Raw genomic sequence first — 13,954 nt, 5'->3', positions numbered from 1 at the left:
TCGCGGGCGCGCTGCGCCTGATCGAACGGATATGAGGCGCGCCCATGTTCGACCTGATCCTTGGCCTCGCCACTGCGGCGGGGATTTTCGGCTTTCTGGTTCTGGCGCTGCTGCGCCCGGACCGTTTCTGAGGGCCAGCCATGCATGACCTGATGGGATATGCGCTGTTTTGCGCGGCGCTGACAGCAGGGGGATGGGTGCTGGCCCGCTGGATGACCCGCGTCTATGAGGGCGGGCCGAACCCTCTGACAACCGTTCTCGGCCCGGTCGAGCGCGGCATCTATCGGCTGAGCGGCATCGACGCGCAGGTCCAGCAGGGCTGGCGGGGCTATGCGCTGGCGGCGCTCGCCTTCAATTTGCTGGGGTTCGTGCTGCTGTACGGGATCTTGCGATTGCAGCAGGTCCTGCCCCTGAACCCGGATGGGGTGGGCGCGATCAGCCCGGATCTGGCCTTCAACACGGCGGTCAGCTTTGTCACCAACACCAACTGGCAGGCCTATTCCGGCGAGGCACAGCTGAGCTACCTGTCGCAGATGACCGGGCTGACGGTGCAGAATTTCGTCTCGGCCGCGACGGGGATGGCGGTGGGGCTGGCGGTGATCCGTGGTTTTACCGCACCAAAGGGCACAGGTCTGGGCAATTTCTGGACCGATATGACGCGATCGGTTTTGTATGTACTGCTGCCGCTGTCGATCCTGCTGGCCGTGGCGCTGATCCTGCAGGGCGTGCCGCAGACGCTGCTGGGCGGAGCGCATGTCACCACGCTTGAGGGCGCGCAGCAGATCATCCCGCGCGGACCCGCCGCCAGCCAGATCGCGATCAAGCAACTGGGCACCAATGGCGGCGGCTTCTTTGGCGTGAACTCGGCCCATCCGCTGGAAAACCCGACGGTCGCGTCGAACATGCTGCAATGCCTGTCGATCCTGCTGATCCCGGTCGCCTTCTGCTTCCTGTTCGGGCGCATGGCGCGCGATGCCCGCCAGGGCTGGGCGATCTATGCCGCCATGGGTGTCATGTTCCTGATCGGCCTGGTCGTGGTCTGGGCCGGAGAGACCGGCGCGGCCAGCCTTGAAGGCAAGGAGATGCGTTTTGGTGCGGCCCTGTCGGCGCTTTGGGGCGTGGTGACCACAGCGGCCTCGAACGGCTCGGTCAATGCGATGCATGACAGCTTCATGCCGCTGTCGGGGCTGGTCGAGATCGTCAACATGGCGATCGGCGAGGTGATCTTTGGCGGGGTCGGAGCCGGGCTTTACGGGATGCTTCTGTATGTCGTGCTGGCGGTGTTCCTTGCCGGGCTGATGGTCGGGCGCACGCCCGAATATCTGGGCCGCAAGATCGAGGCGCGCGAGGTCACGCTGGCGATGCTGGCCTTTTTGTCGATGCCGCTGGGCATCCTGATCGGCGGCGCGATCTCGGTCACGGTGCCGACGGCCGCAGCCTCGATACAGGAGGCCGGACCGCATGGGCTGTCGGAAACGCTTTACGCCTACAGTTCCGCCGTCGGCAATAACGGCTCGGCCTTTGCGGGCTGGGGGGCGGCGGCGCAATGGCAGACCACGGCGCTGGGGCTGCTGATGATCCTTGGCCGCTTCGCGATCATCCTGCCCATGCTTGCCATCGCCGGATCGCTGATCGCCAAGCGTCAAAGCCCGGTCACGGTCGGCACCTTCCCGACGCATGGCCCGCTATTCGTCACGCTGCTGGTGCTGACCGTGCTGATCCTTGGCGCGCTGACCTTCTTTCCGGTGCTGGCGCTGGGACCCATCGCCGAACACACCGCGCTGGCCATCGGCCAGAGCTTCTAAGCCCATCCCATGAGGACCATCAAGATGTCCACCGAAACCGCCCAGATATCCGCCCAATCGCCCCCTGCCGGGCTATACGGCGCAGCCTTGCGCGCCGCGTTCGTGAAACTTCACCCCCGCGCGCTGATGGGCAATCCGGTGATCTTCGTCACCGCCGTCACCGCCACCCTGACCAGCGCGCTGGCGCTGCGCGATATGGCCATCGGCACGCCCGGCGCGGCGGTCAGCATCCAGATCGCCTTCTGGCTGTGGGTCTGCGTGATCTTTGCCAATTTCGCCGAGGCACTGGCCGAGGGCCGTGGCAAGGCCCGCGCCGACAGCCTGCGCGCCACCAAGGCGGAAACCACGGTCAAGCTGCTGGCGCATGAGGCCGATCAGGCACCGCGGCTGGTGCCCTCGGGCGCGCTGCGGACCGGGCAGCTGGTGCTGGTCGAGGCGGGCGATCTGATCCCCACCGATGCCGAGGTGATCCGGGGCGTCGCCTCGGTCGATGAAAGCGCGATTACCGGTGAAAGCGCCCCGGTAATCCGCGAGAGCGGCGGCGACCGCTGCTCGGTGACGGGGGGGACGCGGATCGTCTCGGACAGCCTGATCATCCGCATCACCGCCGAGCCGGGCAAAAGCTTCCTTGACCGGATGATCGCGCTGGTCGAGGGGGCTGAACGGCAAAGGACTCCGAACGAGATCGCGCTGAACATCCTGCTGGCCGGGCTGACGCTGATCTTTCTGATCGTGGTGGTGACGCTGGAACCCTTTGCGCGCTATTCGGGCATCGTCATCCCGGTCATCACCCTGTCCGCGCTGTTCGTAACGCTGATCCCGACCACGATCGGGGGGCTGCTTTCCGCCATCGGCATCGCGGGCATGGATCGGCTGGTGCGGGCCAATGTCATCGCCAAATCCGGCCGCGCGGTCGAGGCGGCGGGCGATGTCGACATCCTGCTGCTGGACAAGACCGGCACGATCACCTTTGGCAACCGCATGGCCGACGCCTTTGTCCCGGCCCGTGGCACGGATACGCGCAAACTGGCAATGGCGGCGTTTCTGGCCTCGCTGGCCGATGACACGCCCGAGGGCAAATCCATCGTCGAGCTGGCCGAAAGGCAGCTGCAAACGGTCACCCGCATCCCCGAGCCCGGCTCGGTCCCGGTGCCGTTTTCGGCGCAATCGCGGTTGTCGGGGGTGGATTTCGCCGGCATCCGGCTGCGCAAGGGGGCGGTCGACGCGATCGAGCGCTTTACCGGCCAAAGCACCGATCCTGCCCTGCGCGCCCGCGTGGATGAGATCGCGCGTTCCGGCGGCACACCCCTGCTGGTCGCCGAAAATGACCAGATCCTTGGCGCGATCCACCTGAAGGATGTGATCAAGCCCGGCATACGCGAACGCTTTGTCGCGCTGCGCGCCATGGGCATCCGCACGGTGATGATCACCGGGGACAACCCGCTGACCGCCGCCGCCATCGCCGCCGAGGCCGGGGTGGACGATTTCCTTGCCGAAGCCACGCCCGAGATGAAGCTGGACTACATCCGCAAGGAACAGGCGGGCGGGCGGCTGGTCGCCATGTGCGGAGACGGCTCGAACGACGCGCCGGCGCTGGCGCAGGCGGATGTGGGCGTCGCCATGAACTCGGGGACGCCTGCCGCCAAGGAGGCCGCGAACCTGATCGATCTGGACAGCGACCCGACGAAACTGATCGAGGTGGTGATGGTCGGCAAGCAGTTGCTGATCAGCCGTGGCGCGCTGACCACCTTCAGCATCGCCAATGACGTGGCCAAGTATTTCGCCATCCTGCCCGCGATCTTTGTGGCCGCCTATCCGGGGCTTGGGGTGCTGAACGTCATGGGCCTGTCCAGCCCGCAAAGCGCCATCCTCTCGGCGGTGATCTTCAATGCGCTGATCATCGTGGCCCTGATCCCGCTGGCGCTGCGCGGGGTCGCATACCAGCCCTCCAGTGCCGCAGCACTGCTGCGCCGGAACCTGACCATCTATGGCCTTGGCGGCATCGTCGCGCCCTTCATCGGCATCAAGCTGATCGACATGGGCGTGACCGCGCTGGGGCTGGCATAGGAGTTGCCCATCATGCTCAACCAGATCCGCCCCGCCGCGACCATGCTGGTCGCCATGACCCTGCTGACCGGGCTGGCCTATCCGCTGGCGATGACCGGGCTGGCGCGGGTAATCGCGCCCGAGTTGTCGCAAGCCAGCATCACCCTGCGCGACGGCCAGCCCATCGGCTCGGCGCTGGTCGCGCAGCCCTTTGCCGGGGCAGGCTATCTGCATCCGCGCCCCTCGGCGGTCGATTACGCAACCATGCCCAGCGGGGCCTCGAACCTGTCGCCCGGCTCGGCGGCGCTGGCGCGGCAGATCGCTGAACGCCGGGCCGCCTATCAGGCGACGAATGGCGCGCCCGCGCCGGTGGATGCGGTGACGGCCTCGGGCTCGGGGCTGGACCCCGAGATATCGGTGGCGAATGCGACGGCGCAGGCGATCCGCATCGCCAAGGCGCGCGGGGTCGATCCCGACGCCGTGCAGGCGGTCATCGCAGGCCACGTCACCCAGCCGCTTTGGGGTCTTTACGGCGAGGCGCGCGTCAATGTGCTGCTGACCAACCTCGCGCTTGACGAGGCGATGCCGATGACGCCCTCTGGCGGCAACTGAGGACGCCCATGCCCGAACCGCGCCGCCCCGAACCCGAGGCCCTGCTGCCCGAAGCCCGCCGTGAAAACCGCGGGCGGCTCAAGGTCTTCCTGGGGGCGGCGCCGGGCGTGGGCAAGACCTATGCCATGCTGGAAGCCGCCCGGTCCCGGCTGGCCGCGGGTCAGCATGTTCTGGTCGGCGTGGCCGAGACCCATGGCCGCGCCGAGACCGAGGCCCTGCTGCGCGATCTGACCGTGCTGCCCCGCCGCCGGGTGCTGCATGGTGGCCGCATCCTGCAGGAAATGGACGTGGACGCATTGATCGCCGCCCGTCCCGACATTGCCCTGATCGATGAGCTGGCCCATTCCAACCTGTCGGGCGGGCGTCACGACAAGCGCTGGCAGGATGTCGAGGACGTGCTGGCCGCCGGGATCGACGTCTATACCACCCTGAACGTCCAGCATGTCGAAACGCTGAACGACACCGTCGCCCGCATCACCGGCGTCCGCGTGCGCGAGACGGTGCCCGACCGCGTTCTGGAAATGGCCGACCAGATCGAACTGATCGACCTGCCCCCGGATGAGCTGATCGAGCGCCTGCGCGCGGGCAAGGTCTATGTGCAGGATCAGGCGGCGCGGGCGGTGGCGAATTTCTTTGCCAAGGGCAACCTGACCGCGCTGCGCGAACTGGCCATGCGCACTGCCGCCGACCGGGTGGATGCGCAATTGCAGGAACATATGGCCGCCAATGCCATCGAAGGCCCCTGGCCCACGCAGGAGCGCATCCTTGTCCTGCTGCCCGAAGGCGCCGCCGGGCGCGACGCGATCCGCATCGGCAAGCGCTCGGCCGACCGGGCGCGGACGGAATGGTTCGTGCTGGCCCTGACCAGCCTGCGCGCCGAGGAAGCCGCCCGGCGCGAGGCATCCGACACGCCCGGCGCAGCGCTGCGGCTGGCCGAGCGGCTGGGCGCGGACAATTCCGTGCTGCAGGTCGAAGGCGACGCCGCCGCTGAGGTGCTGGATTTTGCCCGCCGCCTGAATATCCGCCGCATCATCCTGCCGCGCCCGCCCGCACGGAACCGGCTGGCCCGGCTGATCCCCACCGCGCATGAGCGGCTGGCAAATGGCCTGACCCGGATGGCCACGGAATACGAACTGACGCTGGTTGGCGACGATGGCCGCCCGGCGCGTCATCGCCGCAGCGCGCCCGCGCCCGCCCTGCCCCAGATACTGCGCCTTGCCGCCGTGGTCGTGGCGACGGTCGCGGGGGTCAGCCTGATTGCGGCGGCGGCGGACCGGCTGATCCCGGTCCTCAGCCTGTCGCTGATCTACATGACGGCGGTCGTGGCCGTCGCCTCGCGCTTTGGGCTGTGGCCTTCGGTGGCGACGGCAGGCCTCAGCTTTCTGGCCTATAACTTCCTTTTCACTCCGCCGCGCTTTACCCTGACCATCTGGGATCAAGGCCAGTTCCTGACGCTGGTGCTGTTCCTGGTCGCCTCGATCCTGACCGGCAACCTTGCCGCGCGGCTGCGTGGACGGGTCATCGCGCAGCGTGCCATCGCGGACCGCACGCGCAAGCTTTACGACTTCTCGCGCAAGGCGGCGGCGGCGGCGGGCTTTGACGACGTAGTCTGGGCGGCCGTCAGCCATGTCGCCACCGTGCTTGAGGCGGAATCGATCCTGCTGGTGCCCGACGGCAATGGTCAGCTGGCCATCGCCGGGGCCTTCCCCCCCGAGGACCGTCTGGCCCCGCGCGAAATGTCCGCCGCCCGCTACGCCTATGAACATGGCGAGCCTGCCGGGCGCGGCTCGGCCACGCTGCCCGCCTCGCGCTGGCTGTTCCTGCCGCTGGGTCAGGCCGAACGCCGCATCGGCACTTTGGGGATCGCGCATGAAGACGGGCGCGAGCCCGATCCCGGCGACCGTCGCCTGCTGGAGGCCCTTGCCGATCAGGTCGCGCTGGCGCTGGAGCGCATCCGCCTGTCCGAAGATCTGGCCCAGACCCGCGTCGCCAGCGAGGCCGAGCGGCTGCGCACCGCGCTGCTTTCATCGGTCAGTCATGATCTGCGCACGCCGCTGGTCTCGATCCTTGGGGCGGCGGGCGGGCTGGACCAGCCGGGGTTGGACGAGACGGGCCGCGACATCCTGATCGACACCATCCGCGAGGAAGGCGAGCGGCTGGATCGCTACATCCAGAACCTGCTGGACATGACCCGGCTGGGCCATGGCGCGCTGCGGCTGAACCTTTCCCCCAGCGATCTGCGCGAATTGGTCGGCGCCGCCCGTCACCGCCTGCGCGGCCCGCTGAAGGGCCATCCGGTCGAGGTGCTGGTCCCCGAGGACATGGCCCCCGCCGCCATCGACCCGATCCTGATCGAACAGGTTCTGGTCAATATCCTCGACAATGCCCGCAAATATTCCGGCCCCGGCACGCCGATCCGCGTCACCGCCCGCAGCGAGGGCGATCACGCCGTCCTTGCAATCGAGGATGAGGGGCCGGGCCTGCCGCCGGGCTCTGCCGCGCTGGCCTTCGACATGTTCTGGCGCGCCGGACAGGGCGATGGCGGACAGGTCGGCACCGGGCTTGGCCTTGCCATCTGCAAGGGAATCGTCGAAGCCCATGGTGGCACGATTGCCGCCGAACCCGTTCACCCGGATGGGCGTGGCACCCGCATCGTGATGACCCTGCCCTTTGCCGCCTCGGAGCGCCCCGCATGACCGCCCGCATCCTGATCGTCGAGGACGAGACGCCGATCCGCCGCTTCCTGCGCGTCGCGCTGGAGGCCGAGGGCTGGCTGGTCTCGGAAGCCGCCTCGGCGCATGAAGGGGTGGCGCTGGCTGCGCGCGAAGTTCCCGCCGCCATCGTGCTGGATCTGGGCCTGCCGGATGCGGATGGGATCACCGTGCTGAAGCGGGTGCGGGAATGGTCCTCGGTCCCGGTGCTGGTCCTGTCGGTGCGCAGCGACGAGGCCGGCAAGATCGCCGCGCTGGACGCGGGCGCACAGGATTACGTGACCAAGCCCTTTTCGACCGGCGAACTGCTGGCCCGGCTGCGCGGGTTGCTGCGCGACCGCGCCTCCGAAGGCGGCGCGGCCCGGCTGGAGCTGGGCCCGCTGGCCATCGACGCCAAGGACCACCGCGCCAGTCTGGATGGTCAGGACCTGAAGCTGACCCGCAAGGAATTCGACCTGCTGTGGCTGCTGGCCAGCCATGCCGGGCGGCTGGTAACGCAAGAGATGCTTCTGAAAGCGATCTGGGGTCCAGCCCATGCCGAGGACAGCCAGTATCTGCGCGTCTATATCCGTCACCTGCGCGCAAAGCTGGGCGACGACGCCGCCGACCCGCGCTGGATCTTCACCGAGCCGGGCGTGGGCTACCGGCTGGCCGAACGCTAGGCGCTCGGCCCATGCAGGCGCGTCCTAGTCGGTGACCTTCTTGACGAATTGCGACTTGAGGCCGATCGGCCCGACGCCGGGGATCTTGCAATCGATGTCGTGATCGCCGCCGACGACACGAATGCCGCGCACCTTGGTCCCGACCTTGATCACGCTGGAAGAGCCCTTCAGCTTCAGATCCTTGATCACCGTGACCGTATCGCCATCGGCCAGCAGATTGCCGACGCTGTCGCGCACCTCAAGCCCGGATTCCGCCGCAGCCTCGGGCGACCACTCATGGCCACATTCCGGGCAGGTCAGCAGGGCATCCACCTGATAGGTATAGGTGGAACGACATTCGGGGCACGGCGGAAGGATATCGGTCATGCCCGCAGCTATAGCCTGATGCCGCAGCAAACGATAGAGGCCCTCCGCGCGTCACATGGTCGCCATTGCCCGCCCCCGCGCACCGTCACGGCGAAAGCTCCGCCCTTCGCAGTTCCGGGATATCGGCGCCGGGTGGCAGTGCCGCCAGCGCGGAGGTCAGCAGGTTCGCGGGGCTGCCAAGATCGATCAGGTCCAGCGCGGCGCGCACCTGCCACAGGATCGCGCCCTGCTCCTGCGACAGGGAATAGGCCTGATGCAGGGTCAGGAGGGCCTCGTCTTGCTGCTGGGCCTGACGCTGCAGCATCGCCCGCAGGCGCAGGGTCTCGGATTGCCAGCACCACAGGCGCGAACGGTTCCCATCCGAGACGGCCTGCTCGGCCAGTATCTCGGCCGCGGCGGTATCGCCGCCTCGGGCCAGCGCCATGGCCAGATGCATCTTGAAATAGGGGATGCCGATCAACGCGCCGATGGTCTCGAGCGTGGCGATGGTGCGGGCGAAGTCCGCGCAGCCCTCGGCATCCGCGCTCTGGGTGGGATCGATGACATGCTGCCAGCAACGCGCAATGACCTGCCAGAAGGCCTGACCCTGTTCGCGTGCGATGACAATGCCGCGTTCCAGACGTTGCAGCGCCTCATCGCTGCGCCCGGCATGAAACAGCGGGACCGCGCCCCAGACCAGCGCATAGGGCTGCATGACGGGAATGTTCAGCGCCCGCTGATGGGCGTCGGTCTCGGCCATCAGGGCATCCAGACGGTGGCCTTCGCCGCAGATGACGCGGGCGGGAACCTCGAACATCTGCGCGGCGGCGAAACAGTCCATACCGAAATCGACGATCATCGGGGCGTGGCGGCGGACGTCGTAGATCGCCCGGATCTGCTCCATGCGGCGGAACTGGGCAGGAAACTCTCCGCTGTAGAAATGCCCGCAATTGGCGGCGGTATGGGCGGCCAGCAGATAGGTTTCGCGCAGTGGGCCGCGTTCGGCCTGCGCGCCGGTTTCAAGGAAGGTGCAAAGCTGGTCGGCACGGGGCCGGTCGCCCGCAATGATGGCATGGGAATAGCTGCCGAAAAGCGCGGCGGCAGCGCTGGCCGGCATCCCGGCTGCGCCGCGGGCAAGGTTCAGCACGGCATCGAAGGCCTCGCGGACCGGCGCGGCGGCATAGCCCTGCATCTGCATCAGCACCGATCCCAGCGCGGTCTGCGCCGACATTTCCAGCAGATCGGCCCCCGGTCCCGCAGCCCCCTGATGGCACATGCGCAATGCGGATCGCAGATGCGCCTCGGCATCGGTGAATGCGCCTTGCAGCATGGCCGCGCGCCCGGCGGCGATATAGTCCTGCGCCGCCGGCAGAAACTGCCGGGCGCGGTCGCGATGGCTGGCGCGAAGGGCCGGGCTGTTTCCGGGCAGATCGGCGCATTCGCCCTGCAGCAGGTCGGCGACGCGGGCATGCAGCCCCTCGCGCGTGGCCCGCAGCATCTGCCGGTAGCTGGCCTGATGCAGCAGGGCGTGAACAAAGCGCCAGCCGTCATCACCCAGATGTTCGACAATGCCCATCGCGCTGGCGCGTTCCAGCATCTCGGGGCAATCCGCCGCCGGGGCGGCCAGCGCCTTGAGCAGCCGCAACGAGAAGCCCCGGCCGATGATCGCGGCCTGCATCAGCAGCCCCCGCGCCGGGCCCGCTGCATCGATCCGTGCGGTCAGCAAGTCCTCAAGCGTGGCGGGCAAGGCATCGCTGCCCGGATGATCCAGCCGATGGATCAGCAACTGTTCCAGAAACAGCGGAACGCCGCCGGCATGGCGGATCAGGCGGTTCTGCTCGGCACCATCCAGACCCGCGCCGCCCGCCAGCTCCATGAACTTCCGGGCATCTGATGCGGCCAGCGGCGCAAGCTCCAGATGCATGATCTGCCGGTCCTGCAGGAACTCTGCGGCGCTTTCCGGATCGCGGCTGGTCAGCAGGATGCCGCGCTGGTCGCCATTCAGCTCAAGCACACGGCGCAGGGTGTCAAGGCTGGCCCGGTCGAACCAGTGCAGGTCCTCAAAGACCAGCACCCCGCCTGCAGGCACGGCCATCAGGACGGTGTGGGCAATCGCGTCCTCGATCCGCTGGCGCAAGGCGAGCTGCGCGAAACGCGCCACCAGCGCCTGCCCCTGCGGCAGGTCAAGCGTCAGCGCCAGGGCCAGCTGATCATCCGGCACAAGATTGGGGAATGTGCCGCATAGCAGCGCGAAATCGCTGGACTCACTGCCCATCCGCGACCTGAGCCATTGTCGGAACGGGTGCTGGCTTTCGGATCGCTTCAGCGCATCCGCTGCAAAGATCACATGCGAGGGCGCGGTCTCGATCACGCTGTTCACCAGCGCCGATTTCCCGATCCCGGCCTCTCCGGTCACAAGGCAGGGCCGGTCGAGATTGCGCAGACAGGCGCGTTCGGCCTGCCTGCCGACAAAGGTCCGGCCGACCCGCAAGGCATGGGGGGTGGCGCTCAGTTCCACCGAATAGGCCTCATATTCGCCCTCGAAGCCCTTCAGATGCAGACCCTTGCGCGGGGTCAACCGGCGATCGCGGCAAAGCGCGGCGGTGCGGGCGCAGACCAGCACCTCACCCGGTGCCGCCGCTGCCTGCAAACGCTGCGCCAGCGTCGTGACCAATCCGGTCAGCCGGGGCAGCGACTGGCGCGCCACCAAGGGGGGCACGGGCCGGATCGCGACCTCGCCGGTGGCGATGCCGCCGCGAAGGGCGACCGGATCGGAGCCCGCCACACCGGGCATCGGCGCGGCGACGATGCGGGCGGCGGCCTCGATCGCGCGCAGGGCCTGAAACTCATCGGCATGGCCCAGACCGAAAATGGCCACGATGCCGTCACCCAGAAACTCGGTCACCTCGCCGCCCGCAGCCGCGACGATCTGCTGGGTACGGCGATAGAAGTCGTCCAGCCAGGTCTGCAAGTCTTCGGCATCGGCACGCGCGGCCAGGCTGCTGAAGCCGACCAGATCCACGAATATCGCGGTCACCTGCCGCCGCTCTCCCAAGGGAAGAGCCGCATGCCCGCCCTTGGATACTGGCATACAACCTCCTGAGCATTCAGACTTTATTTCACATAAGTTCTATTTGTCTGTATCACCCGGAGCCTGCCGCTGTCGAATGGATTTGATAAGGTCCACGCAGTGCCGAAAGCCAAGCGCGCAGTGGCTTTTTCATGGCTATCTGCAGGCCCATCGCCGACCTCAACGCGGGCAAGTTCGGCAGGTTGTAAACATGGACGCGGGCGGCGCCGGGCCGCCCGCGTCCTTGAGCTCAGCCCAGCGGCAATGCGCCGGTGATGATCGCGCCGACCAGCATGACGCAGGCCAGAAGCACCGACCATTTCAGGGTAAAGCGCTGATGCGCGCCGAATTCGACCTTGGCGAGGCCGGTCAGTACATAGGCTGCCGGAACCAGCGGGCTCAGCATATGCACCGGCTGGCCGATCAGGGACGCGCGGGCGATCACCTCGGGCGGGATGCCGTAATGCGAGGCGGCCTCGGCCAGAACCGGCACCACGCCGAAATAGAAGGCGTCATTGGACAGGAAGAAGGTGAAGGGGGCAGACAGCACGGCGGTAATCAGCGGAATATAGCTGCCCGCGCTTTCCGGGATCATGGCGACGACGCTTTGCGCCAGCGCCTCGGTCATGCCGGTGCCCATCATGATGCCGGTAAAGGCACCCGCGCCAAAGACCACGGCGACGACGGCCAGAACCGAGCCCGCATGGGCGGCGATACGGTCGCGCTGTTCGTTCACATTGGGGAAGTTCACCAGCATCGCGATGCCGAAGCCCACCATGAAGACCAGCGCCAGCGGCACGACATCCATGACCAGCAGCGTCATCATCCCGGCGGTCAGGATGGCGTTGAAGGCTTGCAGCCAGACGGGGCGCTCGACCACGGCGCGGCTGGCCTCGGCCATCTGGCGCTCAATATCGTCCTTGCCGACCAGCGCGTAATCCAGCGTGCCCAGGCGGCGACGTTCCTGCAGGCCGAAATAGGCGGCAATCGCCAAGGCAGCGGCGCAGGACATGACGATGGCCGGAACCAGCGGCAGGAAGGTCTGGCTGACATCGGTATGCAACGAGGACATGACCCGTGCCGTCGGCCCACCCCAAGGGGCGACGTTGATGATCGCGTTCGGCATGACGGTCACGGCGGGCAGGATCAGCGGGTTGATCCCCAGCTTCAGATGCAGCGGCATCATCGCCGTCACCACCAGCAGATAGGTGGTCGAGCCGTCGCCATCCAGCGAAATGACCATCGACAGCGCGCAAGTCCCGACGATGACGCGCAGGGGGTCGCCGTGGCAGGTCTTGACCACGAAACGCACCAGCGGATCGAACAGGCCGACATCGATCATCAGCCCGAAATAGAGGATCGCGAACAGCAAAAGCACCGCGGTCGGGGCGATCTTGCGCAGCCCGTCCATGATCAGGTCGGGGATTTCCGGGCCAAAGCCCGCCAGCGCGGCAAAGATGATCGGAACAAGGATCAGGCCGATCAGTGCCGAGACGCGCCCGGTCATGATGGCGGCCATGAACACGATGATCATGGCATAGGCAAGGAATGTAAGCATGCAGTCTCTCTGTTCACCTGTCGCGGGGACGGTGTTTTGGGTCTTGTTGGGGCGGCGGAAACCGCCCGGATTTACGGGGTTTCGCGGCCGGTCAGGAGGTGCCCAACCGCGCAAGGCGGTCTCGGGCATCCTGCGCCATGCCAAGGATCTCGTCCCTCAGCGCGGCTCCGGTCAGCGGTTGAGGTTGCAAGTGATATCGTCGCAGGATCTGCGCATATTCGGGACTGGCCATGACCCGTTCCAGCCGGGCCTGCCACAAGGCGAAGTCCTGATCGCTGACCTGCGCACCCATATAGACGCCGCGCATCACCGGCCAATCCAGCGCAAGCCCCTGTTCGCGTGCGGTCGGAATGTCGGACAGCGCACCGGGCAGACGCTGGGGTGCGAAAGCCGCAAGGATGCGCAGAGGCTTGCCGGCATCCATCGCCGTGCGGGTGTCGCCCACGTCATTCATGCAGGCCTGAACGAAACCGGCCAGCAGCGCCTCGGTGCAGCTGCCCGCGCCCTCAAAGGCGACGAAGCGCAGCTTGCGGCGGTCGATGCCGCTGAGTTCGGCGGTCATCGCGGCGCGCATCCAGTCCTGCCCGCCGATGGTTCCGCCGCCGCCAAAGGCCACGGATTGCGGGTTCTCGCGCGCAGTCGCCAGCAGCGCGGGCAGATCGGCCCAAGGCGCGTCGGCCCGCACGACGATCGCGCCATAATCCTGCGCGACCTGCGCCAGCCAGCGCACATCGCCGATGTCGTGATCGCCGAAACTGCCCCTGACAAGGTTGTAGATCGTGCCCTCGGAAAAGGCGACGAGAGTGCCAGCCTCGGCCGCGCGGGGGCCGGTCATCGCGTTGAAGGCGACCGCGCCCACCCCGCCGGGCAGAAAGCTGCGCTGCATGGGCCGGGGCAGGATTGCCGCCGCCTTCAGCGCCTCGGTGATGACGCGGCAGGTCAGGTCGAAGCCGCCTTCGGGCTGGGCCGGGGCGATGCAGCTGGTCTGATCCTCGGGCGCGGACGCGGTTACGGACTGGGCCTGCACCATGCCGGGCAGCAATGCTGCCAACAGCAGGACCAAGCCAAGCCAACACCTTTTCATCCAGCCACCCCTTATATTTTCCTGGGGAACCCTGCGATTCCCGTCCTCCGGCAGGCGTCAT

10 protein-coding genes are annotated in these 13,954 nt (G+C 67.3%); 6 read left to right on the top strand and 4 right to left on the bottom strand.

Annotation, left to right across the window (positions count from 1 at the left end):
- The first annotated feature begins 44 nt into the window (after positions 1-44).
- From kdpF to GL300_RS17730, 6 genes are read left to right on the top strand one after another with little or no spacing between them, the layout of a single operon-like run.
- A complete protein-coding gene (kdpF, locus tag GL300_RS27470) occupies positions 45-131 on the top strand; it encodes a K(+)-transporting ATPase subunit F (RefSeq protein ID WP_155041021.1) in 87 nt (28 codons plus the stop codon).
- Positions 132-140: 9 nt separating this feature from the next.
- A complete protein-coding gene (gene kdpA / locus GL300_RS17750; RefSeq protein ID WP_155040996.1) occupies positions 141-1,805 on the top strand; it encodes a potassium-transporting ATPase subunit KdpA in 1,665 nt (554 codons plus the stop codon).
- Between the two features lie 24 nt (positions 1,806-1,829).
- Entirely contained in the window at positions 1,830-3,872 is a 2,043-nt protein-coding gene (kdpB, locus tag GL300_RS17745; protein ID WP_211595181.1) for a potassium-transporting ATPase subunit KdpB, read from the top strand.
- Between the two features lie 12 nt (positions 3,873-3,884).
- Complete coding sequence (kdpC, locus tag GL300_RS17740) at positions 3,885-4,463, top strand: potassium-transporting ATPase subunit KdpC (protein ID WP_155040994.1); 579 nt, start codon at positions 3,885-3,887, stop codon at positions 4,461-4,463.
- Positions 4,464-4,471: 8 nt separating this feature from the next.
- Positions 4,472-7,159 carry a sensor histidine kinase gene (locus GL300_RS17735; protein ID WP_155040993.1) on the top strand — a complete coding sequence of 896 codons (2,688 nt, stop codon included), beginning with the start codon at positions 4,472-4,474 and terminating at the stop codon, positions 7,157-7,159.
- A complete protein-coding gene (locus tag GL300_RS17730) occupies positions 7,156-7,836 on the top strand; it encodes a response regulator (protein ID WP_155040992.1) in 681 nt (226 codons plus the stop codon). The genes GL300_RS17735 and GL300_RS17730 overlap by 4 nt, the downstream gene beginning before the upstream one ends.
- 24 nt (positions 7,837-7,860) lie before the next feature.
- On the opposite strand, the gene GL300_RS17725 is transcribed toward GL300_RS17730, so the two are convergent.
- From GL300_RS17725 to GL300_RS17710, 4 genes are all read right to left on the bottom strand, one after another.
- The gene (locus GL300_RS17725; RefSeq protein ID WP_155040991.1) at positions 7,861-8,202 is read right to left on the bottom strand and encodes a zinc ribbon domain-containing protein YjdM; all 342 of its coding nucleotides are present in this window, start codon (positions 8,200-8,202) and stop codon (positions 7,861-7,863) included.
- Positions 8,203-8,287: 85 nt separating this feature from the next.
- Positions 8,288-11,272 (bottom strand): ATP-binding protein, encoded by a 2,985-nt coding sequence (locus tag GL300_RS17720; RefSeq protein WP_155040990.1) that lies wholly within the window; start codon positions 11,270-11,272, stop codon positions 8,288-8,290.
- A 229-nt stretch (positions 11,273-11,501) separates the two neighbouring features.
- Entirely contained in the window at positions 11,502-12,809 is a 1,308-nt protein-coding gene (locus GL300_RS17715; protein ID WP_155040989.1) for a CitMHS family transporter, read from the bottom strand.
- Positions 12,810-12,900: 91 nt separating this feature from the next.
- The gene (locus GL300_RS17710) at positions 12,901-13,893 is read right to left on the bottom strand and encodes a Bug family tripartite tricarboxylate transporter substrate binding protein (RefSeq protein ID WP_155040988.1); all 993 of its coding nucleotides are present in this window, start codon (positions 13,891-13,893) and stop codon (positions 12,901-12,903) included.
- Positions 13,894-13,954 lie beyond the last annotated feature (61 nt).

This window comes from Paracoccus litorisediminis, assembly GCF_009711205.1.
GTDB lineage: Bacteria > Pseudomonadota > Alphaproteobacteria > Rhodobacterales > Rhodobacteraceae > Paracoccus > Paracoccus litorisediminis.
The sequence above is the reverse complement of the archived record's forward strand: the minus strand, read 5'-3'. Positions and strand labels throughout refer to the sequence as shown.